Genomic DNA, 24,292 nt, shown 5'->3' on the forward strand with positions numbered 1-24,292 from the left:
GCCGGTTGCTTTCACCAACACTCAGGAGACGATCATGAAACGCATTTTGTTTGCCGGTGCTGCGGCACTTGTACTGACCTCAGCTGCTTCCGCGCAGGTTTTGCAGGAAAAGAACATGCCGCTCGATCTTGCGGTAAACATTGCCAATGAAACAATCGCTGCCTGCTCTGCCAAAGGCTACAATGTAGCCGTAGCTGTTGTTGACCGTGCAGGCGTGCTGCGCACTCTGATGCGCGCTGATAATGCCGGTGCTCATACACCAGCGGCAGCGACCGCCAAGGCTTTCACCTCGGCTTCTTCCCGCACTCCAACCGGTGTCATGGCTGAAAATATCCAGAAAAATCCGGCAGCGGCAGAACTGGCCAATATTCCGGGCTTCCTCGTGCTTGCTGGCGGTGTGCCGGTTAAAGTTGGCGATGCAACCATTGGCGCAATCGGCGTCGGCGGCGCACCGGGTGGTCATCTGGACGAAGCCTGTGCAGTTGCTGCACTCGACAAGGTCAAAGACCAGCTTAAATAATTGCTCCCAACCGCCGCACTGTTGTCTCAGTGTGGCGGTTCACGCATGATGTATTTTCAATGAGGAGAGAGACATGTCACATTTATTGTCCCTGCGGAATATTTTCAGAAACACTCTGCTTATTGCCGGTTTTATTTTGACAATCACGGGAGTTGCCATGTCCGCCTCAGCCAGCAAAGAACGCAAATTACTGGATGCTGCGGCCACCGGTGATGTCGCAACTATTCAGAGCCTGCTGAAAGATGGCGTCACTGCCGATACACGCAACGACCACCGCCAGACTGCTTTGCTGGTTGCAACTCATAATAATCAAGTTGAAGCGGCTAAAATTCTGATTGATGCCGGTGCCGATGTAAATGCCAAGGATATGATACAGGACAGCCCGTATCTCTATGCCGGAGCACGCGGCCATCTGGAAATTCTGAAAATGACGCTCTCGCATGGTGCTGATTTGAAAAGCACCAATCGCTTTGGCGGCACGGCACTTATTCCGGCATCCGAGCGAGGCCATGTGGAAACGGTGCGCACGCTGATTGAGGCCGGTGTTGATGTCGATCACGTCAATCGTCTCGGCTGGACTGCGCTGATTGAAGCCGTAATCCTGAGCGATGGCGGGCCTGCTCATGTAGAAATTGTAAAGCTTTTGAAAGCGGCCGGTGCCGATCTCTCTATCCCGGATAATGAAGGTGTGACAGCACTTCAGCACGCTAAAAAGCGCGGTTTTGCTGAAATTGTTGCAGTGCTTGAGAAATAGTCTTTACAGAACCAGCAGACCGATGCCGCTGAGAATATCCGTTGCCTGACTTTTTGAAATGATGGCACCTTTGAGTACAGCGGCATCGTGAAATGTCAGGCTGCCCAGATCGCAGCCACGCAGATCAGCGCCTTTGAATTTGCTCAGCCGTAAAGTGGCACCGCGCATCCGGCAATCGTGAAAGACTGTATCGCGGAAATCACATTCTCTGAGATCAGCCTCGCTGAAATCCATATTTGTCAGAGTTTTATTGCGAAACGATGCGCGCGGCAGAAAAGCTGCAATCAGCAAACATTCTTCAAAATCAGTGCCGATCAGGCTGCAATCAGTGAAATCCGCACCGGTAAGTTTGGAGCGTGAATATTTCACGCCATTGAGATTGGACCGGCTCCACAATGTATTGGAGAGATCGCAATCGTAAAATTGTGCGCTATTGCCATCAATATTGGACAGGTTCGCACCACTGAGACGGCATTTGTTGAATTGCGTTTCAGTGATGATTGCGGCTTTGAAATTGCAGTTTGTAAATATGCATTCTGTGAAAATACAGTCAGATAAATCCTGACCGGATAAATCAGCCCCGTCACATATTAAGCCGCTGAAATTGCGGGTGCCGTCACTCATTTGCTTTAAGAATGCGACTGGCACAGGGCTGTTCTCAGCGTTTGCGGTTCAGGACAACATAGGCAACACAACCGGCCAGACCGAAAGTGATAATACCCTGAATAAGAAATACCCACTGTATCATACTCATAACATCACCTTTTCATTGCAGGAAAAATATGATCTGCGCAGTGCTTTATCACTCCCCCGTGGCGATGTCAGCATTTTAAAACAGCAATATTACAAGCCGGAATAAAAAACGGCGGCACTTGCGCACCGCCGCTTTATGCTCTTCAGGCTGAAATTATTCAGCCAGCCATTCTTTGATACGATCAGGATTGTCGGCAATATATTTATCGACGGCCTTATCATAAGAAGTTTCTTGCGCCTCAAACATCGCTTTTTCGAGGTCTTCCAGCGGGATATTCATCTTTTCCAGCAGAGAGGCGACTTTCGGATTGTCATCCTTAAAGCCTTTGCGGGCGAGGGCATTCACATGCTCTGCGGCACCAAGCGCACCTTCAGGGTCTTCCAGATAGCGCAGCTTGTATTTGCCGAACATCCAGTGCGGGCTCCATGCTGTGGCCACAAACCAGCCGTCCGAGCGGGTTGCACGGTCAACCGTCGTGAGCATCGCTGCCTCACTGGAAATCTGAAGCTTATAATTCAGGCCGTATTTCTTGATCGCTTCTTCTGAAAGGCGGGTCAGACCGGCACCCGGATCAATACCCTGAATCTGGCCTTTCAGCTTCTCGTGAATATCGGCTTTCTTCAGGTCTTCAATCGACTTGATATCGCTCTCAGGCACGGAGGCAGGCACAACCCAGCCAAGTTTTGCACCTTCATAGAGCGGGCCCAGATCTTCGACTTTACCTTCAACACGCTTGTAATAATCCGCATGTGTTGCAGGCAGCCAAGCCATCATCATCGCATCAAGATCACCACGGCTCACGCCCTGATAAAGCGGTGCAACATCTGTCTGCACCAGCTCAACTTTCTGATCCAGATTATCCTGAATAAGTTTAGCCGCGAGTTTGGTTACAAACTCAGCATCGGACCAGGGTGCCCAGCCAAGTTTGACCACTTTGGCATCGCCTGCAGCCAATGCTGAAGTTGCCATGGTTCCCGCCAGCAATGCCGCCAGGCTTAGACGTGTCAGTTTCCCGAACATATCTTCTCCTTTAAGGTTTCTATAGGTGAATTAAGCTTCCTGCTTGCGCAGGGATGTTGTTTTCTTGGTTCCGGTTTCCGCTTCCGGCTGTTTACGCAGCGCTGCAAAGCGCTTGAACAGGCCTGGTTGCGGTTTGCCGAAACTCTGAGTGATACGGTCAAGCACAACGGCCAGAATGACCACGGCAAGTCCGCCTTCAAAACCGGTGCCGACATCAAGACGCTGAATACCGGTGAGCACTGTATTCCCCAGACCGCCTGCACCGATCATCGAGGCAATCACCACCATCGACAGCGACAGCATAATGGTCTGGTTGATACCAGCCATAATGGAGGGCAGGGCATTGGGAAGCTGCACTTTGAACAGCAGCTGTTTTGCCGTGCAGCCGAAGGCCAGACCGGCTTCAACGAACTCTCCGTGAACCTGCCGGATACCGAGATTGGTCAGGCGCACAACCGGCGGCATGGCAAAAATCACAGTCGCGATTGTACCGGGCACGGCGCCAAGACCAAAGAACATGGCCGCCGGAATGAGATACACAAAGGCAGGCATAGTCTGCATCAGGTCGAGCACAGGACGGATGAAAGATGCCAGCAACTCGCTGCGCGCCATGGCAATACCCAGCGGAATACCAATGACAATGGCAATGATTGTTGCGGCCAGCACCAGAGACAGGCTCTCCATCGTGCCCGACCACAGTCCCATATGATGGACGAGTGCCAGCGCGAGAGCAGTGAAGATTGCAAATTTCCAGCCGACACGCCACAGCGACAGCAATGTCAGAATGGCAATACCCACAACAGCCGGAATTGCCAGCAATCCGCCCTGAATACCGCCGGTAACAAAGCCGATAACCGCAGCAATCATATCCAGCGCCGGTGTGAAATGGTCGAGAATGTAATTCACAGTGATATCGGCACCTTTGCCGATACTAAAATTCATATCCATTTTTATACCAATCGTTTCAGCTCAACCGGCGCGGTCGAGCGTTTCCAGAAGTGCCGACTTGGAAATCGCACCGACATATCTGTTTTTTTCATCAACAACCGGAACCGGCCAGCGGCTTTCCGCAACGCGGCCGAGCACGTTGGAAAGCGGTTCGCTTGCTTCAATAGGAGTGATATCGCTTAAGAACGCTTCCCTGTACGGATGCGGGGATTTGGCTTTGACTTTCTCAATCAGGCCGTCCTGACTGATCATGCCATGATAGCTGCGGTCGCGACCGACAATAACGGCAATGTCACGTCCCGTTGTTTCCATCTGTTCCAATGCGGACGCGGCAGAAACACCCTGACGGTCAAAGATCGTCAGCAGGGTTTTACGCGCCACATCACCGGCAGAAAACACATGAGACACATCAACATTTTTGAAGAAGGAGCGCACATAGTCATTCGCCGGAGCAGAAACGATTTCATCCGGCGTGCCAACCTGCACAACCTTACCGTGCTGCATGATGCAAATACGGTCGCCGATGCGCATGGCTTCGTCCAGATCGTGGCTCACGAAGATGATCGTGCGGCTGTTCTCCGATTGCAGGCGGATCAGTTCATCCTGCATTTCCGTGCGGATGAGGGGATCAAGCGCGGAAAACGCCTCATCCATCAGCAGGATTGTCGGCTCATTGGCCAGAGCGCGGGCAAGGCCGACACGCTGTTTCATACCACCGGAAAGCTGGTCAGGCATGCTCTGGGCATAGGGCTCCAGACCGACGGCCGTGAGCGCTTGCATTGCGCGCTCATGGCGCTCGGCCTCAGCCATGCCGGCAACTTCAAGGCCGAAGGCAGCATTGTTGAGAACTGTACGGTTTGGCAGCAATGCGAAAGATTGGAAAACCATGCTCATATCGCGACGACGCAGGTCGATCAGCTCGCCTTTGGACATTTTGGTAATGTCGCGCCCGTCAACGGCAATGGTGCCGGCGGTCGGCTCGATCAGCCGGTTCAGCAGACGCAGAAGTGTGGATTTGCCGGAGCCGGACAATCCCATAATGACGAAAATCTCGCCATCCATAATTTCAAAGCTCGCACCGTCAACGCCAATAGTGCAGCCCGTATCCTTGTGGATCTCTGTTTTGCTTTTTCCGGAACGCAATTGGCTCATTGCTTTTTCCGGCTTTTCACCAAAGACTTTAAAAACATCTTTTAAAGATAGTTTTACAGACTTCGGCTCATTCATACTCTCATTAATTGTATAAACAGCCATATAATAAGTTAACCCTGCCATAATGGCAGACCTATTCTCCTTTTGTATTTAAATAAGAGAAATATCTGCGAAATTAATGCAAAGATTATGCTTTAAATTTCATTTAGAAATTGCAGATAAATCTAAACTGATATTCAACAATATATAGAAATATCGAAAAAAGTCCACCCAACATATGGGAATTGCTGCAAACCCCTATGTTTTCAGGGCGTAGCGCATAATCAGAAAAAGGTAGCGCAACTATAAAACAAGCCCCCATGAGCCTATGAAACTGCGTTTGATGCAGGGGAGATTCTCACCATATCCATGATACAAAAGCAGATGAAAAATCTGCAATATTGATTGAGTATGAAGTAAAAGATCAAAAACTTCGCAAAACAGATGAAATTTTTATTGTTAAATATTCAATATTAAATTTTATAAATATACGCTTTAATATTTGCAAAAATGAAGTATCATCATGCATATCGCAATCTTCGATGGATAATACATGGAGAAAGACTGGAACTTCTTTATTATTGTCGAGCCGGTGCAAGGGCAGGTATTTAAAATATCCTGCTGGACCGATTTATCGGTGTTTTTGCTGTGCCACTGGCCGGTAAAATACGGAACATCCTATACTGTGGCAGTATGTACTTTATCACAGAATTATTACAAGAAATCCAATATTGAACTCATTATTAAACACTTCATTGCTGCGCTCAATGAAGCAAAAATTCCCTATTACTTCAAAACAGACAAGCATATAGCTGATGCAATAGTACCGGCAATCCCGACAGGCATATCAGCCACCGCCATTAGCGAGTAAACTGCTATTCCTCAGGACAGAGGAATAGCAACTTCCGTGCGGTTTCTGCCGTTTTGCTTGGCCTGATACAGCGCCTGATCTGCGGTTTTAATCAAATGGCTGAAGTCAGGATGACCATTGAATGTGGAAACACCAATCGACAGCGTAATATTTTGCGACCCGCCATCCGGCAGCGAGAATTGCTGACCGGCAATTTTCAGTCGTAGTTTTTCAGCCGTTTCCAAAGCAGTCTTTGCACTTGCTTCAATCAGCACCACAAGAAATTCTTCGCCGCCATAACGGAAGACAAAATCGCTGGCACGGGAATGCGTGAAAATGCTTTCTGCCACCTGCTGGAGAATATGATCCCCGCCGCCATGGCCGTAAGTGTCATTGATACGTTTGAAATTATCGATATCGACCATCATAACGCTCAGCTCCATCCGGTTTTGTGAAGCCATTTTGACCTCACGCGACAGAATGGAAGGCAGAAAACGCCTGTTCAGTGTGCGTGTCAGCGGATCGCGACCGGTTTCCATCGCCGCAGCGGCCTGAAAGAGTTCTGCCAGCAGAAATTTGATTTCTCCGGTTTTATTCTTAAAGGATTCAATCAGTTCTGTTAGATTTTGATCCGCATCGGCACCGGCAATGGCCGGCAGCAAAACGGTGTCGATATATTTCATATCCGCACGAATATTTTCCAGAACCGGCGAACCATGAAAAATCATATCGCCTTTATGATGCAGCCACAGGCCAAAATCAGAACTGGAGAGCAGGGGCAGCACAGCCTCACGTCTGTTACCATAGAGACTGAACAGAACTGACTGGCTCCACTCCATGAGGCTGGCACGCTGGATTTCACGTTCCAGCGTCACATCCTGACTGAGTGCGAAAGCACGATAGGCTTCATCCGTCTGTGCATCGCTTTTGGTATTGCTGACAAAAGCCTGACTCATAAATTCAATAGCAATATTAATGGCATTGCCGACATAATCGGCCATGACAGCAAAGTCACCAAGGCTGATTGCCTGACTTTGCAGCTGACAAACAATCTCGTTTTTCAGCAGGCGCGCGCCTTGCATAACTACATGAATAGGCACCTGAATACGCGCATGAACCTCGCCGATCTTGCGCTGCTCGGCCACGAACACCACAACATCCATGGTTCGCTCAACAAAAAGGCGGCGTAGCCAGCCCCGCATTGAATGTTGCAAACGGTCGTGAACCACATCCTGAGAGAGAAACGGACTTGCATCCGGATTTTGCAGCAGCCGGTCGTAGAAAACACCAACCAGACGGTCTTTATCCGCCTCAATCAGACAGGCAAGCTGCTTTGCAAGATTATCAGGCAAACTATGAATGAGCTGAACCCATTCGCTTTCGGAAGGCGTCAGGCAGATATGAGGATTACGGATATCATCACCGGACATCTCTGTAGGCAGAGCAGGGACATTCATAACCGTCATAGCTTCATCACTCATATGCTGGAGCGCATATTAAAAACCCGAAACTTTTGATCTGTTTCCGGCTTTAAGAATGCGCATAATTTCAAAAACCAAAGCAATTCCAATAAGTTCCCCTAACTGAAAATGCCTTAAACTCTGTTAAAGAGCATGCCCGATAATGGTATCAAACCGTTCATTCCGGCAGATGCAAATCTCCCTGCAACGCGCAGATTGCGCGCTGTTTGCTGTCAGTCAGAGATCATAATTATACCGGCTTAAGCCCCGCCAAGTGTTCTCATTATTATGTCTTGTTGATGAATGATACGCTTAAATAGCTGTTTTTAAATGAATACTCCGTTCACAAATATATTACCACTTGTCTGCTGAAAATTAATTATGTAGACTGACCTACCTAATACTGAAAAGAGAAATTATGTCTGCCTCTGCAAAGCCGTCCAAAGCTCAATCTGTGCGTGATCGTCTGCTCGATGCGGCGGGTATCCTGTTTTATAATTACGGGATTAACGCAACCGGCATTGATATGATTACCGCAAAAGCAGGCGTGGCCAAAATGAGCCTGTATAATAATTTCGCATCAAAATCAGAGCTGGTCGCCGCCTTTATTGAGCTGAGGCATCAGGAGTGGCTTGATTTATATGCTGCGCGTTTAGCACCTGCCGCCAGCCCGAAAGAGCGGGTTATGGCCGTATTTGATGCCTACAGAGATCATGCTGAATATGATTATGAGAACGGTTTTCGCGGCTGCGGCTTGTTGAATGCCGCGGCTGAACTCACCGTAGGCGATAAGGGCAGGGAGGCTGTGCGCCGCCATAAGGAAGAAGTAGAGCATTTCCTTATTCAGCACCTGCAGGAATGGCGCACTCAAACAGGTGAAGCATTGACTGCGGAGCAGGTGGAAATGACCGCAGAGCATCTGGCATTTCTGCTGGAAGGCTCATTCTCTCGCGCCGGTCTTGAAGGCGATAGTAAGCGTGTTCAACATGCAAGACGTCTTGCAGAAAGTATTTTGGCCGGTTTATGAGCAATGTATCAGTTATCAAAACGGATAGTGCAGGGCTTGGCATTGTCTGCGTTTTAATCGCGTCCTTTCTGTGGGGCACCACCGGCACTGCCGCAACTTTTGCACCCGAAGTCGGACCCATGGCCATCGGCGCGGTTGCCATGGGGGTAGGCGGGCTTTTGCAAGCCCTGCTCGCTTTGCGGGCATTGAAACGCGATTACAGCAAGTTACAGCAACAATGGCTTCTCGTCTTGTTCGGCGCGGTTTCTGTAGCTGTCTATCCGCTCGCCTTTTACTCGTCGATGTATCTGGCGGGCGTCACAGTCGGCACGGTTGTTACGATCGGTTCCGCACCTTTATTCTCCGCACTGATTGAATGGGTGATTGATCGCAAAACCCTGAGCAAGCAATGGATATTCGGTGCCGCTCTCGGGCTTTCCGGCATTGTTCTGCTTTGCTTTTTCGGTGGCGGCGACCATCAGACAGCATCAGTTGCATTTTCTGCGGGAGCGACTGCGGCAGGCGTATTACTGGGTCTTGTCGGCGGACTGACCTATGCCCTTTATGCATGGGCGGCACACCGGTTGATGTGTAAAGGCATTTCCTCAAAAGCTGCCATGGGATCGATTTTCGGAGCAGGTGGCCTGTTGCTGATGCCGGTATTGCTGCTGACCGGCGGGGCATTACTGGCCTCATGGAATAATGCACTTGTCGGTGCCTATATGGCCGTCATACCGATGTTTACCGGCTATGTCTTATTTGGTTATGCGCTGGCGCGTATTTCCGTCAGTACGGCAACAACAATAACACTCACAGAGCCTGTGATTGCCGCTTTGCTGGCCGTTGTAATCGTTGGTGAAAATCTGTCGCTGCTCGGATGGCTTGGTGCTTTGCTGGTAATATCCTGCCTTGTTATTCTCTCTGCTCCGAAGAAAGAGCAAGCGCAGTAAATTCGTCAGGCAAGCGTTTTGAGATAGTCTTCAAAACGCTTGCCTTTTTCATCTTGGAATACTCTGTCTGCAAGCTGAATGGCTTCAATACGATCTGCGCGCAGATTACGGAAATCCATGCGGCCCTCACACCAGACAGTCAGAAGCCAGACTTGCTCAAACATCGTCAGGCCAAGCGGGCGAACGCTTCGCTGACTGCGTTTATTCTCCAAATCGCAATAGGTAATATTTAATACGGCTTTATCGCGTAAAGCAGTGCGCAGGATTGTAAGATGTCCGGATGCCTTGTCACTCTCAGAATTTTGTCTTGCAACAGCGCGTAATGGCAGGCGCGTATAGGCTTCACCTTTATCGTAACCAATAGCAGCACTGATTTTGGCCGAGACACGACGGGCAGCAGCTGCCAGCGCTTCATCACCGCGGGAAGCGATCAGGCGGGTTCCGAGCATCAAAGCATCCAGTTCATCAGGATCGAAATGAAGAGGGGGCAGAAAATACCCCTTCTCCAGCTGATAGCCAATGCCGGCCTCACCGCGCAAGGGCGCTCCCATAGCCTGCAAAGTTACCATATCGCGATAGATTGTGCGAACTGAAACCTGCAGTTCCTGTGCCAGCATTTCTGCTGAAACCGGCTCTGTTCGGCCCCGTAAATGATCGAGGAGAGCAAAAAGGCGAAGTGTGCGCATGGTGTATCTATACAGCATCCTGACAGAAACTGTCAGGAGAATTATTGTATGCAACGCTCCTCAAACAAGGAGTTAATGCAATGCAGTCAGTTAAAAACCAGACATCTCTTCAGGCAAAAATATCCGGTCTTGAATTGGGGCGGTTCCGTCTTAAAAACTGTGTCAATGAAGCGGATATGCACACTGCCTATGAATTGATGATTGCAAGCCACTTGTCCAAACAGAATGGCTGGTGCAGCCAGCATCTGGTAAAGCTTGGCGATGGTGCTTTTCTTGATATTGCTTTTGCGCTGACTGAGGATCATGCAAAGACAATTTGTGCAAGCTGGCGTAATCAACCCGTTTGTGATGCTTTTCTGGCACTGATTGAGCCTGAGAGTATGGAATTCGGAACAATTTTATAAAACTTGTCCGGTTTCGACGCTCTCGGGTGAACAGATCAGGATTGCGATAATGCAAGCAAATATGCAGGTAATTTCTTGCTGGCCTGCAATATCTCAATCCCTATCAGCCGCCCGTCGCTATTGAAATCCAGATTGATTTCCCCGTCCGTTTCGTGCGGATCACAGCAATATGTAAAGCCGAAGGCAGTTTCATCTTCATCTGATTTGAACTGAATATAAGCAACATCAGCGGCCGCATCGTAAGTCAACTTCATGACCCCACCCCGACCGGATAAAATTTCAGACAAACGGGCAGTTTCATTTCATTTGCCGTGCAAATTCACCCATCAGCTTTTCATAATCTTCCAAAGGCGGAAATGCTTCATAGTGATAAAGTGCCGGTGTCTGTGCCCAGGACAGCTTCTCCTTTGTCATGGTCTCCACGAAAGGTACAAACCAGCTATGGTCATCAAACAGTGATGGCCGGACATTGACGAAAGCATCAACGCCTTCAATGCGCGTGAACATCCATGTCATGCAATAGGCGCAGAAATAATGATGCTGTTGCGGGCCATGCAGGCCACCGATCACCGGCTGACCTTCCGTAACTTTAAAGCCGGAAGAGGGGATCATCGCCGTCAACGAAAACGCGCTGCTGCTCATTGTCTGACAGCCTGTGCAATGACAGGCCGCCGTCATAATTGGTGCGGCACTGACCTCAATCCTGACTTTTCCGCAGCGGCATTGCCCGCTGAAAGGGAGTTGCGGTGTTTTCATCACTGATTTCCTTATAAAACAGGCATTTCATTGATTTTATAAGTCATATTCTTCATCAGCTGCCGCGTTTCAGACCATGAGCTATGAGCCGGTCGAGAATTTGAGCATAGCTGACGCCACTCACAGCCATTACTTTCGAATACATACTGATATCGGTAAAGCCCGGAATCGTATTAATTTCGTTGAGTATGATACGCATATCATCCGTCACAAAGAAATCCACGCGCGCCATTGCATCGCAGCCGGTAGCGCGGAATGCTTTTTTCGCCATCTCACGGATCTGCGTTTCAACGGATACCGGCAAGTCGGCCGGTACTTTTAAAGCCGCACCGTTCTCATCCGTATATTTCGCATCATAGCTGTAGAAACCATGACTTTCAGCCGGTGTGATCTCGCCGCAACGGGAAACGAAAAGCGTACCGTCAGCATCCTCAAGCACAGCACATTCAATCTCGCGGCCACGGATAAACTCTTCTGCGAGAAGTTTATTGTCGTGCCGGAGACCTTCATCCAGCGCCAGCCTGTAATCTGCCGGCGTTGCAACCTTACTGACACCCACCGATGAGCCTTGCCGTGCAGGCTTCACAAAAAAGGGCAGGCCGAGCGCATTTTCGACCTCTGAAAATTCCGGTACATTTCCCGAATGGAGCGTCACAGCATGGGCAACAGGAACTGCAGCCTCTCGGTTAACGCGTTTGGTCATGTCCTTATCAAGTGCGACAGCAGAACCAAGAATACCACAGCCAATCAGCGGAACACAGGCAACTTCAGCCAATCCCTGTACCGCACCGTCTTCACCATGAAGCCCGTGCAAAACAGGAAATAAAGCATCAATTTTCGGCAATTCCTGAAGCCCTTTTTGTGCATCGATACCGATAATCCGACCGTAACCGCCGGAAACAAGGCAAATTTCAGTACCGGAGGAGGGCTTCGCCAATTGTCCCTGCTCATAGCTGCTGAGCAACCATTGTCCTTCGCGGGTCACAAAAACCGGTACGGCCTCGTATTTATCGGCATCCAGCGCCTGCATTACATTAGTCGCGGAAAGCACAGAAACATCATGCTCCGGCGAGCGGCCGCCAAACAGCACAGCAATACGCAATTTATTTTGTTTTCCGGTCATGACACCATCCGTAATATCAATATTTTCAATAAGATGTGGGAGATAATGAATATCATTTTTCAACCGGATCATTTTCCGGAAATCCGGCCATATTAAGTTGCAAAGATGCACAATCTTGAAAGCCGCGGCTTTTGCGTTTTTATGGTAAATAAAGACTGCATTCAGAATGAGGTTGAGGTGAACCACATGCAAAAACAAGCAGCAATTCTCGAGCGTGCAGAATGGGCTGAAAAGCCTGATGTCTGGCACGGAGAGTTTGAAGGAAAGCACTTTGGCACGAATGTATCAGTGATGTTTTATACGACTGAGCATATCGGGCGCGGACCAAGGCTGCACAAACATCCTTATGATGAGATCTTTATCATACGTCAGGGCCGCGCTTTGTTCACAGTCGGTGACCGGCAGTTTGAGGCTGTAGCAGGACAGATCATCTTCGGACCAGCCAACATTCCGCATAAATATGTCAATCTCGGCCCGCATAGTCTGGAGATGACGGATATTCATGTCACCGACAAGTTCGAACAGGAAAATCTGGACTGATCCGAGTCGGTCAGGCGGCTCACTGCCAATCGTCAAAGTCGCATGTTTAAATCACATAAGATAGATTATGGAACTAAATACTATATAAAAGAACGGCAGATGTTATATCTGCCGTTCTTCTAATCCTTGGATTTTAAGGCTTAAACCTTACGGGCAATATACAAATGGCCAGGAACAGGCTTGCCTTGTTCGCTGCGCACAGTGATATCCGTCACGCGCAGCATTTTAATGCCATGGCTCAGCAGCAGCTTTTCAACATAATCCCGCTTGTGCGCAAAACGCTGATGCGGCCCGACGGTATAATCACGGCCGGCAAAATCCTTGTCTGCCAGCGTTTCGCTTGAAAATGCGAAAATGCCGTTGCGGTTCAAATTCAGCGGAATTTTCGAGAAAAACGACTCCAGCTCACCCATATATGGCAGCACATCCGTTGCGATAATAATATCCCATGCCGGTGCAGTTGTCTGGTCAAGGAAGTTCACAACTTCGCCGACATAGAGCGCATTATAATCGCCTTTTTCATCCGCAATCGCGATCATGTTTTCAGCGATATCAACGCCGGTGCGATGCTCGGTCATTTCAAACAAGGCATCAGCACCAAGACCGGTACCACAGCCCAGATCGAGCATACGGGCATAATGTGCATCAGGATCAATTTCTTCCAGCTGATCGGCCAGCTGCAGCGGCACATCATAACCCAGCTCGTCTACGAGGATCGTGTCGAACATCTCTGCATGCTGATCGAACAAAGTGGCGACATAGGCCGGAGGCGCGCTCACAGGCACAGCGCCTCGTCCCATACTGGCCAGTCTTACAGCAGCACCGCCATGGTCTGCCGGATCAATCTCCAGCGCCTTTTGATAGGCTTTTGCAGCACCGTCAAAATCACCGGATTTTTCCAGTTTCAGCGCTTCATTATAGGCTTGTTCCAGCGCGTCTTCATCAAATATCGGCGTCTCAGACATGTTGTATAACTTTCTGTATTTAGGAATACGCTGCACAAATACCGGAACCGTTGCGCTGCTTATACGTTGATCCGGTGAAGTCATTTCACATCACACCCTCAAGGGAGATTATCATGAACAGCACAACAGATAAAATCAAAGGCCTTGCTAACGAAGCCGCCGGTAATGTCAAGCAGGCAGTTGGCAAGGCTACCGGTTCTGCAAAACTCGAGGCTGAAGGCCGTGCACAGGAGCTGAAAGGTGAAGCCCAGCAGGTCAAAGGCAAAGCCAAAGATACAATCAAAAAATTCGTCGATAAGGCCTGATGGCTACGTATAAATTATCAAGATATATCATAAGTTTAAAGAGAAGAGGGTGATGCACCCTCTTCTCTTGTTCTGTCAAAGTCCCTGCTCTGCCTGACTGTTTTCAAGCGCATCCGCCTGTGCCGCATATCTTCTGGCAAGCACAGCACAAGCCATCAGCTGTATCTGATGAAAAATCATCAATGGCAGTACAATTCCGCCCACCATCGCAGCCGGAAAGATCACGCTGGCCATTGGTGCGCCGCTCGCAAGGCTTTTTTTAGACCCGCAAAAAATGATTGTAATCCGGTCTGCACGCGAGAAGCCAAGCATTTTAGCAATAAAGCCGGTGAACCACAGAATGAAAGCCAGCAGGCCAATATTCACGGCAATCATAATCGCCAGATCATGACCGGAAACTTCCGCCCACAATCCCTGCACCATCGCTTCACTGAAAGCGAGATAAACGACCATCACGATAGAGCCGCGATCGACAAGCCCCAGCGCTTTATTATGACGGCGTATAAAGTGCCCGATCCATGGCTGCAAAATCTGTCCGGCAACAAAAGGAACCAGCAACTGCAGCAGGATGGACTCTAATGCATCAAGCGAAATGCCCGCCTCACCCTGTGTTGTGAACAGCAACCCAACCAGCAGCGGCGTCAGAAACATGCCGAGAATATTGGATGCGGAAGCGGAAACAATCGCGGCAGGTACATTGCCTTTGGCGATGGAAGTGAAAGCGATGGATGACTGAACAGTAGATGGCAGAACGCAGAGAAACAGAATTCCCGCATAAAATGCCGAATTTGCGAAACCCGGAATAGCCCAGCCAAGCGAAAGCCCGATCAGCGGAAATACAACAAAAGTGACCGCCAATACGACGAGATGCAGCCGCCAGTGCACAATGCCCTGCACAACGGCTTGCTGCGATAATCTTGCCCCATGCAAAAAGAACAGCAATCCGATTGCAAATTTCGTCGCCAGTCCGAACCAGTAAGCAGCCTCACCTTTGACGGGTAAGAGCGAAGCGACCAGAATAGCCAGAATGAGAGTCGAGATAAATTTATCGGGAAGAAAACGCATATATCCAAACTCATTTCTGTATTCTGAATCTGATGTAATCAATTAAAATAATGACATATATCATTATAATTAAATGATTTTACGGCAGATATAATTGTTGCTTTGCACCATCAGCGTGATGCAAAGCAAATATCTTTCAGGCAATCTTAATCCGCATATCCGTTCGGATTTTTTGACTGCCAGTTCCACATATCTGCGCACATTTCACGCAGAGTTTTCTTGGCACTCCAGCCAAGCAGCTCTTTGGCATGAGCAGGGTCCGCATAACAGGATGCAACATCACCGGGACGGCGCGGTGCAATTTCATAGCGAATCTGCTGATTGGAAACATGCTCAAAGGCTTTGATAACATCGAGCACGCTATAGCCCTCGCCTGTGCCGAGATTGATAGCCATGCATTTTGGCTCATCCAGCTTTGCAAGTGCTCTGAGATGCCCTTCGGCAAGATCGGTCACATGGATATAATCGCGCACGCCGGTGCCGTCCGGTGTCGGATAATCATTACCCCAGATGCTCAGTTTTTCACGACGGCCGGTGGCAACCTGCGCAATAATCGGCATCAGATTATTCGGAATGCCCTTCGGATCCTCACCGATCAGCCCGCTTTCATGGGCGCCGACAGGGTTGAAATAGCGCAGAATGGCAATGCTCCACTCAGGATCACTATTATAGAGATCGCGCAGCATTTCCTCGATCATCAGCTTAGTGCGGCCGTAAGGATTGGTCGCGGATAGCGGATGATTTTCATCCAGCGGCAGATGCTGCGGATCACCATAAACAGTGGCTGAGGAAGAAAAGACCAGCTTTTTCACGCCGGTACTGCGCATGGCCTGCAGCAGGCGCAAAGTGCCGAGCATATTGCAGTCATAATAATAAAGCGGCTTCTGTGTCGATTCACCGACAGCTTTCAAACCGGCAAAATGGATCACCGATGTACACTGATAGGTCTGAATGACTTTCTGGAGAAACTCGCGGTCACGGATATCGCCGGTTTCGCGCTTCGGCATTCTTCCGGTGATCTGCTCAATACGCTGAAAAACTTCAGGATGGCTGTTGTCGAAATTATCGACCACGACCACATCATGGCCGGCTTCAAGCAGGCGAACGCAAGTATGCGAGCCAATATAGCCGGCACCGCCGGTTACCAGAATTGTCATTCGTCTCTCGCTGATTTGTTTACAGACGGTTTTCTTGTGCCCGATTTTATGGCACCAGTAGGTTTAAATTGCCATATCATAAACCGGAATTATTTCCGGCCGCTGTTCAGACAGGAACCAGACATGCAGCCTTCCCGCGATATTCAGACCCTTTTAGACATTATGGTGGCGCTGCGTGATCCTGAAACCGGCTGCCCGTGGGATGTGGAGCAGGATTTCAGCACTATCGCGCCTTACACGCTTGAAGAAGCCTATGAAGTCATTGATGCCATTGAGCGCGATGATATGGACGACCTGCGTGAAGAGCTCGGAGATCTGCTGTTGCAAGTGGTGTTCCACTCCCGTATTTCCGAAGAAAAAGGCGGCTTCCATTTCGGAAATGTTGTTGAGGCTGTCACCACTAAAATGATCCGCCGCCATCCGCATGTCTTTGGCGATGACGAGGCGCGCTCGGCTGGTATGGCCAAAGGTTCATGGAACCGTATCAAACAAATTGAAAAAGATGAGCGCATTGCCCGCCGCACCGCGCTTGGTCTTGAAACCACTGAGAAAAAGGGCTTTCTCGATGACGTGCCCACTTATCTGCCTTCATTGGTCAGTGCACTGAAATATCAGCAGAAAGCTGCGCGCGTCGGTTTTGACTGGGCGGAAGCCGCGCCTATTCTGGATAAGGTCGCGGAAGAAACGCAGGAACTGCGTCAGGCGATGGACAATCAGGACAAGGCCAATATTGCGGAAGAATATGGTGATCTGCTCTTCGCCATGGTCAACCTCGGGCGCCATCTTGAACTGGAACCGGAAATGGCGCTGCGCGCAGCCAATGAGAAATTCAAACGCCGCTTTCACTTCATTGAAGACGAACTGAATAGTGACAGTCATTCGCTGGAAGCAGCCACTCTCGATGAGATGGAAGCACTCTGGAATAAAGCGAAACAGGCCGGAAAATAGAATTTACAATTCTCCGGCCTGCCCCCAGATTATGGAACAGATTATTCGCCCCATTTGGGGCGGAACATCTGATAAACCGTGTCGGTTGTGGCGAAATCCATATAGCCAAGACGGGTTACCGGTCTGGATTTGCTGATATCAATCAGACCATCGGTGAGAATAGCCTCATCAATATGCACACCGACCACCTCGCCGATCACCATATAGGAATCCGTCGGCTGGCCATCCCTGCCCTGTAACTGCCGAATATCCACGGCAACGCATTCCAGCGATGCATAGGCTTCCGCCACACGCGGCGCAGCAATTTGCTCACAGGCAGCAGCAGTCAGGCCTGCATAGTCGAACTCGCTGGCACCGCGCGGCGCATTGACGGATGTTGCATTCATCTGTTTTGCCAGATGCTCACCGACCATATTGGCCGTAAATTCCCGTGTTTCCTCAATGAAAGCCACACTGTCCTTGTAGCCTGATGAACTGAACATCAGCAAAGGCGGCGTATCGCAGACAATATTGAAAAAGGAATAGGGGGCGAGGTTCAACGCCCCCTCTTTCGAGCGCGTGCCAATCCAGCCGATCGGACGCGGCGCAACAATGGCCTTGAGCGGATTGTGCGGCAGTCCATGGCCGTTTTGCGGTTCATAAAACATCAAATTACTCTGCTTTTCCGTTCAGGCAAGCCGGTTCAGCCCTGATATGGCCCGCTATAATCCGAAACAATTGCCTGCAACTCAGGACGCGGACGATCCGGTGCCGGAGCTTTAGGCGTACCCAAATGCACAAAACCGGCTACTTTTTCATGGGGCGCAACTCCGAGAAGGCGCTTGCCTTCCTCGTCATCGGAATACCAGTTGGTAATCCAGTTGCTGCCATAGCCCAGCGCATTGGCAGCATTGCAAAGCTGCATCGCCGCAGCACCCGATGACAGGAACTGCTCCCATTCAGGAATACGGTCTGTATCACGCGGGCTGCAAACCACACCGATAACAAGCGGAGCACGGGAAAAGCGTTTCAGCTCTTTTTCACGATGGCTGTCGTTAAATTCTTCATTCTGCTGCTGCGCGCGCTGTGCTGCCCGCTCTGCCAGCATTTCACCGATCTGGATACGGGCATCACCGCGATAAATAATAAAGCGCCACGGATTAAGCTTGCCGTGATCCGGCACGCGGGAGGCAATGGTCAGGATCTGCGCCAGTTCATCTGCCGATGGTGCAGGCTCAATCAGGCCGACAATCGGTGTGGAGCTGCGGGTTTTCAAAAAATCAATGAGATCTGACACGTTATTTCCTGCCTGTTCTGTTCGATTCCGTCATTATGACCGTCTTTATTGCCAATTCTGCTCTGCAATGACAGAGCGCATATGCAGTAATATGTGTTTATAATGCAAACTGGCGATATTTTGCTGGGCGCAGCCTTGAAAATGCCTTTACACTGCGGTCAAACAATAAAGACTTGAGACTTTGAAATTCAAATGAGTACCGGCTTATGAAATTCAGCCCTGTTCTGCACGCCAGAAACTTATCAGCCAAGAACACACGGCGTGTAAAGCAATGCCGCAATCTCTGCGCTTCTGCATTGGTTTCGACGGGTCTGATGATCAGTGGTTCAGCGTCAGCTCAGGAACTGCCTCAACCGCAGGACGGGTTCTCCATGCGCGTTGTGCCGGGTGCACAATTCGACAAGCTGCAATTACCGAAAATTTCAGTGCCGGAAGGCGGAACGCCGGACAATACACCGCCGACCGGTGCAATTATGTCGCCGGCAGCTCCGGCAGCAGGCATTACTCCTTACGCTGATCCGCGCAGCCTGCAGAACTCACCGCTGGCCAATCAAAATGAGTTGCTGCTGGAAGCACAGCTGACAGCGGACGGCCCTGCCCTGAGCCAGGGGCTGGTATGGCGTGTATTCTCACCGGAGCCGAATGGCGAGGACAAGCTGCCGCTGATTGCAACAGCAACGGGCGGCACTGCCAGCTTTTCTCTGCCGGAAGGCAGCTATCTCGTGCATGTCAGCTTTGGCCGCGCCGGAGCCACCAAACGCATTACCGTGCGCAATGCCAGCCGCCATGAAAAGCTGATCCTTGATGCAGGCGGCCTGAAACTCAGCGCCAAACTGCCGGACGGCAAGGAAATTTCTGACAAATTCCTGCGCTTCTCGATTTATGAAAATGACGATGAAGGCAATGAGCGCTCGCTGATCGTACCGAATATCAAACCGGATACGGTGGTGCGCCTGAATAGCGGCACCTATCACGTGGTTTCCAATTACGGCAATGCCAATGCCGTAATTCGCGCTGAAATTGTGGTCAGCGCCGGTAAACTGACGGAGGCAACTGTTGAGCATAATGCGGCGGAAGTCACCCTGAAATTGCTGCGCGATGTCGGCGGGGAAGCGCTTGCCGATACATCATGGAATATCGTCAATACCAATGGTGATATCGTCTATGAAAGCGTCAGCGCCTATGCATCACTGGTGCTTGCATCCGGTGATTATATCGCTGTGGCCAAAAACAAAGACCGCCTCTATCAGCGTGAATTTACAGTAGAATCCGGCAAGAACGAAGATGTCGACGTATTTGCCAAAGCCGAGAACGAAGTCGACAGCGATCAGGTTGATTAAAACATTTCCCAAAAATGGAAAATGCTCTGAAGTATCATTGTCATTTCCAAACTAATTTCACACAGCAATAAAAAACCTGCAATCATCTGATTGCAGGTTTTTCTATTTATAACAATGTCTTGTATATATTTATTAACGTAACATACTCAATCAAATACCTGCCCCCTGACTGAAACCCTGACCTTCATGGGTCAGCGTATTCACGAAGCGGCGGGTACGCTCTTCCTTCGGCGAGCGGAAGATGGCCTGTGCGGTGCCGCGCTCAACAATCACACCATTATCGATAAACAGCACATCCTCGGCAATTCTCGATGCCAGCCGCAGATCATGGGTCACCATAATCATTGTGGTGCCCTCTTTGGCCAGCTGCGCCAGAACATCCACCACTTCACCGGACAATTCCGGATCAAGTGCCGAAGTCGGCTCGTCGCAGAGCAGAATTTTAGGCGACGGCGCCAGCGCACGGGCAATCGCCACACGCTGTTGCTGACCACCGGAAAGGGTTGCAGGCCATGCATCGGCCTTTTGTGACAGTCCGACCTTTTCAAGCAATTGCTTTGCCCGCTCCCTCGCCTTTTCCTTCGGCCATTTCTGAACTGTGATCAGACCTTCGGTGATGTTCTCGGTGACTGTGCGATGCGGAAACAGCTGAAAATTCTGAAAGACCATGCCGGAATGGCGGCGGATCAGGTGGATTTCTTTTTGGCTGACTTTGCGGTCAGGGGAAAAACTCAGCCTGTCACCCGCAATTTCAATATCACCGGAAGTCGGCACTTCCAGCAGATTGAGACAGCGCAGCAGTGTGCTTTTACCGGCACCGGACGGCCCGATAAAGGCTGTTACACTGCCCTCGGCAATCGACAGGGATATATTGTCGAGTACGGTATGGTCGCCGAATTTTTTTACGATATTTTTGAGTTCGATCATCATGAACGGACCTCCAGAAAGCCGCCATAACGCTTCAGACGTGCTTCCAGACGGGTTTGCAGATAAGACAGCACGGAGCTGAGTGCCAAATAAAGCAGCGCGGCTTCCACATAAAGGATCAGCGGCTCATAGGTAACGGCAACGATACGCTGCGCCGCCTGAAACATTTCAGGCACGGTAATTGCGGCGGCCAGAGATGTGTCCTTAACCAGAGAAATGAAGCTGTTGGACAGTGGCGGCACGGCATTGGGTGCAGCTTGCGGCAGAATTGTACGGCGCATTGCCTGCCCCCAGCTCATACCTGTTGCATAGGCTGCTTCCCACTGTCCTTTTGGCACAGCAACAATCACACCGCGGAAAATTTCAGAGGAATAAGCACCGATACTCAAAGTAAAGCCGATCAGCGCGGCTGGAAATGCATCCAGCGTGATACCAAGGCTCGGCAACCCGTAAAAGATCAGGAACAGCTGCACCAGCAACGGTGTGCCGCGGATCAGCCAGACATAAAAATTGACGATTGCTGCAACGGGACGCGGCGCGAACAATCGGGTCAGAGCCACAAAAAGACCGAGTGTTGTGCCGAACAGAAATGACAATAATGTCAGCGGAATAGTGAAAACCAGAGCTGCCCACAACAGCGGCCCCAAAGATTCAAGCATAAGCAATAAAACGTCAGACATTGAATGCGTCCCCGTCATAATTGTTTCCCCTCAGACGGAATTGCTGAGGCTGAAAATGGTTCCTGCCCCGTTGCCTGCGCAACGGAAAACCGGCGATAATATATCGCCGGTATCAAAGTTCCGGGAGGATAACTTATTTAGAGACGTCTGCGCCGAAATATTTTTCGGAGATTTTGGCATAAGTGCCGTCGGTTTTGATCTGCTCAAGCGCCTTGTTGACTTCGGCAAGCAAATCTTCCTCGCCTTTGCGCAGCAACACGCCGGAACGATCAGCATTTTCAAGCTCGGCAGCAACTTCCAGCGGCACATCAGGCTTCTGCTTTTTGAAGTCGAGGAAGGACAGGCTGGCATTCACGGTTGCTTCCGCACGGCCGCTCAGCACCAACTGAACCGACTGGTCAAAACCGTCATTGGCAACAATTTCCGCACCATATTCACGGGCAATTTTACCATAATTACTGCTCAGCGACTGTGCGGCTTTGCGGCCCTTCAGGTCTTCAAATTTCTTGATATCCGTATTGCCGGTTTTCACAATCAGCACGGCTTTTGAAGCAATATAAGGCTCGGAGAAATTATATTTCTTCTGGCGCTCCGGCGTAATGCCGACCTGATTGATAACCGCATCATAGCGGTTTGCATCAAGACCGGCGATCAGGCCGTCCCATTTGCCTTCAAGGAATTTGGCTTCAACGCCAAGGCGCTTGGCAATTTCCTGACCGATTTCAACGTCAAAACCGACCAGCTTGCCGTCTTTGTCATGATAGGTGAACGGCGCGTAAGTGCCTTCTGTACCAATCTTGAGAACGCCTTCCGCTTTGATGCGATCCAGAGCAGCATCAGCGAAAGACTGGCTGGTCATAACGCCCGAAGCCAGAACGGCTGACTGCAACACACCAACTGCAACAATAGACTTAAACCAGCTCATATACCTTGTCCTTTTAAACGCAACCTTTTCACTGAAAAGGTTATTCTCATCTTATAAAAGCTTTCCGGGCGGAGCTGCTGTGGTGCAGTCCGTGTTGCAAATAAGATGTCACGGCCACTCAAACCATCACAGATATAATTCCACGTCCTGCAATTTATTATGCAAAAATAAATTCCTAATTTTGTCCTGTTGTAGAATTTTATACCAATCATAATCTTCAGGCTGACAGAATGAAAAAACACATTCTACAGAAACGTTTATTCTACCCACTGATTTTCTGAATAATGCATGAACCGGTGTTTTGTTGCCTGATAGACGAAGATTTTTGCTCAAATCAGACTATATTGCAGAAAATCATTCATCCAGGCTTCATATTTGCGTCGCTATAAGAAGCCGTCGCTTGTCTGAAGTTCCTTTTAACACTGCCCTCAGGAATTTTTCTCATGTCCGCAGAAACTACCCCGACAAACCGTATCCGCATTGCAGCTGCAATTCTGATGGCACCGGACAACCGGATCTTGCTGGTACGCAAGGCGGGTACAACCGCATTCATGCAGGCAGGCGGTAAGATTGAAAACGGAGAAACACCGGTCGCAGCATTGCAGCGTGAGCTTAGTGAAGAACTGGGACTTACGATCAATCAGGATCAGGCGCATTATCTCGGGGCATTCTCGGCACCGGCCGCAAATGAACCGGGCTATACGGTTGAAGCTGAGGTATTTCGCATTGCCCTCACCCAGCCGGTCGCCAAGGCCGCAGAAATTGAAGAAATTGTCTGGGTTGATCCGCTGCAAAAAGTGGAACTGCCGCTGGCACCTTTGACGGAGAATTATTTGCTGCCGCTATGCAAGGAATTTATGCCTGTCGCAAAACTATAATCAGATTGCCTGCTTTTAGCCTAAAAACATCCGTAATTCATTGAAATATAGCAGTTAAACCGATTTCATTATCAGGAGAAACTATGACACACCGTAAAACAGCCGCCCTTTTCGCTTCAGCATTTCTTGCGGTTTCTTTTGCCAGTGCGCTTTCGCAACCGGCCTTTGCACAGGAGAAAAATGTGTCAGAAAAACAGCAGGCATTCATTGTCATCACCGGTGAAGGTGAAGCTCAGGCCGCTCCGGATATGGCTATTCTCGACCTGACCGTCTTGCGGGAAGCTAAAACCGCCCGTGAAGCCATGACCGACAACAATAAGGCAATGTCTCAGGTACTGGCTGCCATGAAAGAAGCCGGTATTGAAGACCGTGATCTGCAAACCTCGGGCGTCAATATTCAGCCGACCTACACTTATCCGAGCGATAAAAATGGCCTGAAAGCACCGAAAATCATCGGCTATAACGTAACCAACGGCCTGACCGTGCGTGTGCGTGATCTCGATAAAGTCGGCGACCTGCTGGATAAATCCATTGATCTCGGCGTCAACCAGAGCGGCGGCCTGCGTTTCGTCAATGATGATCCGTCAAAAGTGCTGATGGATGCCCGTAAAAAAGCCATGGAAAATGCCATGGAAAAGGCAAAAGTCCTGACCGAAACTGCCGGTGCAAAGCTCGGCCGCGTGCTTGAAATCACCGAATATGGCAATAATCCGCGCCCGATGCCAATGGCACGCACCAAAATGGTCGCAATGGCTCAGGAAGCAATGGCTGATTCAGTACCGGTTTCAGCCGGTGAAAACAGCTACAATGTGAATGTGACCGTAAAGTTCGAAATCACACAATAATAGAACCGGTCATATAACA

At 49.8% G+C, this 24,292-nt stretch carries 29 protein-coding genes; 12 read left to right on the forward strand and 17 right to left on the reverse strand.

All coding sequences use genetic code 11. The annotated features are described in order from the left end of the window. The first annotated feature begins 34 nt into the window (after positions 1-34). Together K1X45_RS02225 and K1X45_RS02230 are read left to right on the forward strand one after the other, a co-directional pair. Positions 35-520, forward strand: coding sequence for a heme-binding protein (locus K1X45_RS02225; RefSeq protein WP_022711767.1), 486 nt, complete (start codon positions 35-37; stop codon positions 518-520). Between the two features lie 157 nt (positions 521-677). Continuing rightward, complete coding sequence (locus tag K1X45_RS02230) at positions 678-1,274, forward strand: ankyrin repeat domain-containing protein (RefSeq protein ID WP_255560481.1); 597 nt, start codon at positions 678-680, stop codon at positions 1,272-1,274. Between the two features lie 3 nt (positions 1,275-1,277). Here the strand turns inward: K1X45_RS02230 and K1X45_RS02235 are convergent, their stop codons facing one another. The 4 genes from K1X45_RS02235 to proV form a co-directional block, all read right to left on the reverse strand. Continuing rightward, complete coding sequence (locus K1X45_RS02235; protein ID WP_220159690.1) at positions 1,278-1,898, reverse strand: pentapeptide repeat-containing protein; 621 nt, start codon at positions 1,896-1,898, stop codon at positions 1,278-1,280. Positions 1,899-2,181: 283 nt separating this feature from the next. Further along, positions 2,182-3,048 carry a glycine betaine ABC transporter substrate-binding protein gene (locus tag K1X45_RS02240; RefSeq protein WP_220159691.1) on the reverse strand — a complete coding sequence of 289 codons (867 nt, stop codon included), beginning with the start codon at positions 3,046-3,048 and terminating at the stop codon, positions 2,182-2,184. A 30-nt stretch (positions 3,049-3,078) separates the two neighbouring features. Further along, the gene (locus tag K1X45_RS02245; protein WP_220159692.1) at positions 3,079-3,996 is read right to left on the reverse strand and encodes a proline/glycine betaine ABC transporter permease; all 918 of its coding nucleotides are present in this window, start codon (positions 3,994-3,996) and stop codon (positions 3,079-3,081) included. Between the two features lie 21 nt (positions 3,997-4,017). Further along, the gene (gene proV / locus K1X45_RS02250; protein WP_220160356.1) at positions 4,018-5,223 is read right to left on the reverse strand and encodes a glycine betaine/L-proline ABC transporter ATP-binding protein ProV; all 1,206 of its coding nucleotides are present in this window, start codon (positions 5,221-5,223) and stop codon (positions 4,018-4,020) included. 517 nt (positions 5,224-5,740) lie between these two features. Between proV and K1X45_RS02255 the strand changes: the two genes are divergently transcribed. Continuing rightward, positions 5,741-6,058: a DUF982 domain-containing protein gene (locus K1X45_RS02255; protein ID WP_022711774.1), complete on the forward strand. Its 318-nt coding sequence runs from the start codon at positions 5,741-5,743 to the stop codon at positions 6,056-6,058. An 11-nt stretch (positions 6,059-6,069) separates the two neighbouring features. Here the strand turns inward: K1X45_RS02255 and K1X45_RS02260 are convergent, their stop codons facing one another. Next, positions 6,070-7,518 (reverse strand): GGDEF domain-containing protein, encoded by a 1,449-nt coding sequence (locus tag K1X45_RS02260; protein ID WP_255560482.1) that lies wholly within the window; start codon positions 7,516-7,518, stop codon positions 6,070-6,072. Between the two features lie 397 nt (positions 7,519-7,915). Between K1X45_RS02260 and K1X45_RS02265 the strand changes: the two genes are divergently transcribed. Both K1X45_RS02265 and K1X45_RS02270 read left to right on the forward strand, forming a co-directional pair. Continuing rightward, positions 7,916-8,524 (forward strand): TetR/AcrR family transcriptional regulator, encoded by a 609-nt coding sequence (locus K1X45_RS02265; protein ID WP_220159693.1) that lies wholly within the window; start codon positions 7,916-7,918, stop codon positions 8,522-8,524. Next, positions 8,521-9,453, forward strand: coding sequence for a DMT family transporter (locus tag K1X45_RS02270; RefSeq protein WP_220159694.1), 933 nt, complete (start codon positions 8,521-8,523; stop codon positions 9,451-9,453). Before K1X45_RS02265 ends, K1X45_RS02270 begins: the two co-directional genes overlap by 4 nt. A gap of 5 nt (positions 9,454-9,458) precedes the next feature. Here K1X45_RS02270 and K1X45_RS02275 read toward each other — a convergent pair whose 3' ends face one another. Beyond that, positions 9,459-10,139 (reverse strand): YafY family protein, encoded by a 681-nt coding sequence (locus tag K1X45_RS02275; protein ID WP_220159695.1) that lies wholly within the window; start codon positions 10,137-10,139, stop codon positions 9,459-9,461. Between the two features lie 80 nt (positions 10,140-10,219). Here K1X45_RS02275 and K1X45_RS02280 point away from each other — a divergent pair, with 80 nt between their 5' ends. Next, a complete protein-coding gene (locus K1X45_RS02280) occupies positions 10,220-10,543 on the forward strand; it encodes a hypothetical protein (protein WP_220159696.1) in 324 nt (107 codons plus the stop codon). 35 nt (positions 10,544-10,578) lie between these two features. Here K1X45_RS02280 and K1X45_RS02285 read toward each other — a convergent pair whose 3' ends face one another. The 3 genes from K1X45_RS02285 to K1X45_RS02295 are packed head-to-tail and all read right to left on the reverse strand — an operon-like array spanning position 10,579 to position 12,422. Continuing rightward, positions 10,579-10,830, reverse strand: a complete 252-nt coding sequence (locus tag K1X45_RS02285; protein WP_220159697.1) for a DUF2283 domain-containing protein — start codon at positions 10,828-10,830, stop codon at positions 10,579-10,581. Between the two features lie 10 nt (positions 10,831-10,840). Continuing rightward, positions 10,841-11,299 carry a GFA family protein gene (locus K1X45_RS02290; RefSeq protein ID WP_220159698.1) on the reverse strand — a complete coding sequence of 153 codons (459 nt, stop codon included), beginning with the start codon at positions 11,297-11,299 and terminating at the stop codon, positions 10,841-10,843. Positions 11,300-11,354: 55 nt separating this feature from the next. After that, a complete protein-coding gene (locus tag K1X45_RS02295) occupies positions 11,355-12,422 on the reverse strand; it encodes a D-alanine--D-alanine ligase family protein (protein WP_220159699.1) in 1,068 nt (355 codons plus the stop codon). A 186-nt stretch (positions 12,423-12,608) separates the two neighbouring features. On the opposite strand from K1X45_RS02295, the gene K1X45_RS02300 reads away from it, so the two are divergent. After that, positions 12,609-12,962 (forward strand): cupin domain-containing protein, encoded by a 354-nt coding sequence (locus K1X45_RS02300; protein WP_220159700.1) that lies wholly within the window; start codon positions 12,609-12,611, stop codon positions 12,960-12,962. 140 nt (positions 12,963-13,102) lie between these two features. Here the strand turns inward: K1X45_RS02300 and K1X45_RS02305 are convergent, their stop codons facing one another. Beyond that, complete coding sequence (locus K1X45_RS02305) at positions 13,103-13,927, reverse strand: methyltransferase (RefSeq protein WP_122095004.1); 825 nt, start codon at positions 13,925-13,927, stop codon at positions 13,103-13,105. A 113-nt stretch (positions 13,928-14,040) separates the two neighbouring features. Here K1X45_RS02305 and K1X45_RS02310 point away from each other — a divergent pair, with 113 nt between their 5' ends. Beyond that, positions 14,041-14,232 (forward strand): CsbD family protein, encoded by a 192-nt coding sequence (locus tag K1X45_RS02310; RefSeq protein WP_220159701.1) that lies wholly within the window; start codon positions 14,041-14,043, stop codon positions 14,230-14,232. A 75-nt stretch (positions 14,233-14,307) separates the two neighbouring features. On the opposite strand, the gene K1X45_RS02315 is transcribed toward K1X45_RS02310, so the two are convergent. Together K1X45_RS02315 and galE are read right to left on the reverse strand one after the other, a co-directional pair. After that, positions 14,308-15,297: a bile acid:sodium symporter family protein gene (locus K1X45_RS02315; protein ID WP_220159702.1), complete on the reverse strand. Its 990-nt coding sequence runs from the start codon at positions 15,295-15,297 to the stop codon at positions 14,308-14,310. 146 nt (positions 15,298-15,443) lie between these two features. After that, the gene (gene galE, locus K1X45_RS02320; protein ID WP_220159703.1) at positions 15,444-16,454 is read right to left on the reverse strand and encodes a UDP-glucose 4-epimerase GalE; all 1,011 of its coding nucleotides are present in this window, start codon (positions 16,452-16,454) and stop codon (positions 15,444-15,446) included. Positions 16,455-16,577: 123 nt separating this feature from the next. Between galE and mazG the strand changes: the two genes are divergently transcribed. Further along, a complete protein-coding gene (gene mazG, locus K1X45_RS02325; RefSeq protein WP_220159704.1) occupies positions 16,578-17,402 on the forward strand; it encodes a nucleoside triphosphate pyrophosphohydrolase in 825 nt (274 codons plus the stop codon). Between the two features lie 41 nt (positions 17,403-17,443). On the opposite strand, the gene K1X45_RS02330 is transcribed toward mazG, so the two are convergent. After that, a complete protein-coding gene (locus K1X45_RS02330; RefSeq protein WP_151159180.1) occupies positions 17,444-18,049 on the reverse strand; it encodes a flavin reductase family protein in 606 nt (201 codons plus the stop codon). A 35-nt stretch (positions 18,050-18,084) separates the two neighbouring features. Beyond that, a complete protein-coding gene (locus tag K1X45_RS02335) occupies positions 18,085-18,678 on the reverse strand; it encodes a nitroreductase (protein ID WP_220159705.1) in 594 nt (197 codons plus the stop codon). Between the two features lie 371 nt (positions 18,679-19,049). On the opposite strand from K1X45_RS02335, the gene K1X45_RS02340 reads away from it, so the two are divergent. Beyond that, entirely contained in the window at positions 19,050-20,018 is a 969-nt protein-coding gene (locus K1X45_RS02340) for a hypothetical protein (RefSeq protein ID WP_370627133.1), read from the forward strand. Positions 20,019-20,168: 150 nt separating this feature from the next. Here the strand turns inward: K1X45_RS02340 and K1X45_RS02345 are convergent, their stop codons facing one another. The 3 genes from K1X45_RS02345 to K1X45_RS02355 all read right to left on the reverse strand — a co-directional run bounded on the left by K1X45_RS02345 (position 20,169) and on the right by K1X45_RS02355 (position 22,550). Next, positions 20,169-20,945 carry an amino acid ABC transporter ATP-binding protein gene (locus K1X45_RS02345; protein ID WP_220160358.1) on the reverse strand — a complete coding sequence of 259 codons (777 nt, stop codon included), beginning with the start codon at positions 20,943-20,945 and terminating at the stop codon, positions 20,169-20,171. Continuing rightward, complete coding sequence (locus tag K1X45_RS02350; protein ID WP_220159707.1) at positions 20,945-21,625, reverse strand: amino acid ABC transporter permease; 681 nt, start codon at positions 21,623-21,625, stop codon at positions 20,945-20,947. Before K1X45_RS02350 ends, K1X45_RS02345 begins: the two co-directional genes overlap by 1 nt. 133 nt (positions 21,626-21,758) lie before the next feature. Beyond that, positions 21,759-22,550 carry an amino acid ABC transporter substrate-binding protein gene (locus tag K1X45_RS02355; protein WP_022711794.1) on the reverse strand — a complete coding sequence of 264 codons (792 nt, stop codon included), beginning with the start codon at positions 22,548-22,550 and terminating at the stop codon, positions 21,759-21,761. A gap of 443 nt (positions 22,551-22,993) precedes the next feature. Between K1X45_RS02355 and K1X45_RS02360 the strand changes: the two genes are divergently transcribed. Together K1X45_RS02360 and K1X45_RS02365 are read left to right on the forward strand one after the other, a co-directional pair. After that, entirely contained in the window at positions 22,994-23,428 is a 435-nt protein-coding gene (locus tag K1X45_RS02360; protein WP_220159708.1) for an NUDIX domain-containing protein, read from the forward strand. 83 nt (positions 23,429-23,511) lie between these two features. Beyond that, entirely contained in the window at positions 23,512-24,273 is a 762-nt protein-coding gene (locus tag K1X45_RS02365; protein WP_022711796.1) for an SIMPL domain-containing protein, read from the forward strand. Positions 24,274-24,292: the final 19 nt, after the last annotated feature.

Source organism: Pseudochrobactrum sp. Wa41.01b-1, from assembly GCF_019464455.1.
GTDB lineage: Bacteria > Pseudomonadota > Alphaproteobacteria > Rhizobiales > Rhizobiaceae > Pseudochrobactrum > Pseudochrobactrum saccharolyticum.

Coding starts and splice junctions, on each gene's coding strand:
- K1X45_RS02225 (WP_022711767.1), top strand. CDS start 35: ATGAAACGCATTTTGTTTGCCGGTGCTGCGGCACTTGTACTGACCTCA.
- K1X45_RS02230 (WP_255560481.1), top strand. CDS start 678: ATGTCCGCCTCAGCCAGCAAAGAACGCAAATTACTGGATGCTGCGGCC.
- K1X45_RS02235 (WP_220159690.1), bottom strand. CDS start 1,898: ATGAGTGACGGCACCCGCAATTTCAGCGGCTTAATATGTGACGGGGCT.
- K1X45_RS02240 (WP_220159691.1), bottom strand. CDS start 3,048: ATGTTCGGGAAACTGACACGTCTAAGCCTGGCGGCATTGCTGGCGGGA.
- K1X45_RS02245 (WP_220159692.1), bottom strand. CDS start 3,996: ATGGATATGAATTTTAGTATCGGCAAAGGTGCCGATATCACTGTGAAT.
- proV (WP_220160356.1), bottom strand. CDS start 5,223: ATGAATGAGCCGAAGTCTGTAAAACTATCTTTAAAAGATGTTTTTAAA.
- K1X45_RS02255 (WP_022711774.1), top strand. CDS start 5,741: ATGGAGAAAGACTGGAACTTCTTTATTATTGTCGAGCCGGTGCAAGGG.
- K1X45_RS02260 (WP_255560482.1), bottom strand. CDS start 7,518: ATGAGTGATGAAGCTATGACGGTTATGAATGTCCCTGCTCTGCCTACA.
- K1X45_RS02265 (WP_220159693.1), top strand. CDS start 7,916: ATGTCTGCCTCTGCAAAGCCGTCCAAAGCTCAATCTGTGCGTGATCGT.
- K1X45_RS02270 (WP_220159694.1), top strand. CDS start 8,521: ATGAGCAATGTATCAGTTATCAAAACGGATAGTGCAGGGCTTGGCATT.
- K1X45_RS02275 (WP_220159695.1), bottom strand. CDS start 10,139: ATGCGCACACTTCGCCTTTTTGCTCTCCTCGATCATTTACGGGGCCGA.
- K1X45_RS02280 (WP_220159696.1), top strand. CDS start 10,220: ATGCAGTCAGTTAAAAACCAGACATCTCTTCAGGCAAAAATATCCGGT.
- K1X45_RS02290 (WP_220159698.1), bottom strand. CDS start 11,299: ATGAAAACACCGCAACTCCCTTTCAGCGGGCAATGCCGCTGCGGAAAA.
- K1X45_RS02295 (WP_220159699.1), bottom strand. CDS start 12,422: ATGACCGGAAAACAAAATAAATTGCGTATTGCTGTGCTGTTTGGCGGC.
- K1X45_RS02300 (WP_220159700.1), top strand. CDS start 12,609: ATGCAAAAACAAGCAGCAATTCTCGAGCGTGCAGAATGGGCTGAAAAG.
- K1X45_RS02305 (WP_122095004.1), bottom strand. CDS start 13,927: ATGTCTGAGACGCCGATATTTGATGAAGACGCGCTGGAACAAGCCTAT.
- K1X45_RS02310 (WP_220159701.1), top strand. CDS start 14,041: ATGAACAGCACAACAGATAAAATCAAAGGCCTTGCTAACGAAGCCGCC.
- K1X45_RS02315 (WP_220159702.1), bottom strand. CDS start 15,297: ATGCGTTTTCTTCCCGATAAATTTATCTCGACTCTCATTCTGGCTATT.
- galE (WP_220159703.1), bottom strand. CDS start 16,454: ATGACAATTCTGGTAACCGGCGGTGCCGGCTATATTGGCTCGCATACT.
- mazG (WP_220159704.1), top strand. CDS start 16,578: ATGCAGCCTTCCCGCGATATTCAGACCCTTTTAGACATTATGGTGGCG.
- K1X45_RS02330 (WP_151159180.1), bottom strand. CDS start 18,049: ATGTTTTATGAACCGCAAAACGGCCATGGACTGCCGCACAATCCGCTC.
- K1X45_RS02340 (WP_370627133.1), top strand. CDS start 19,050: ATGCGCGTTGTGCCGGGTGCACAATTCGACAAGCTGCAATTACCGAAA.
- K1X45_RS02345 (WP_220160358.1), bottom strand. CDS start 20,945: ATGATCGAACTCAAAAATATCGTAAAAAAATTCGGCGACCATACCGTA.
- K1X45_RS02350 (WP_220159707.1), bottom strand. CDS start 21,625: ATGTCTGACGTTTTATTGCTTATGCTTGAATCTTTGGGGCCGCTGTTG.
- K1X45_RS02355 (WP_022711794.1), bottom strand. CDS start 22,550: ATGAGCTGGTTTAAGTCTATTGTTGCAGTTGGTGTGTTGCAGTCAGCC.
- K1X45_RS02360 (WP_220159708.1), top strand. CDS start 22,994: ATGTCCGCAGAAACTACCCCGACAAACCGTATCCGCATTGCAGCTGCA.
- K1X45_RS02365 (WP_022711796.1), top strand. CDS start 23,512: ATGACACACCGTAAAACAGCCGCCCTTTTCGCTTCAGCATTTCTTGCG.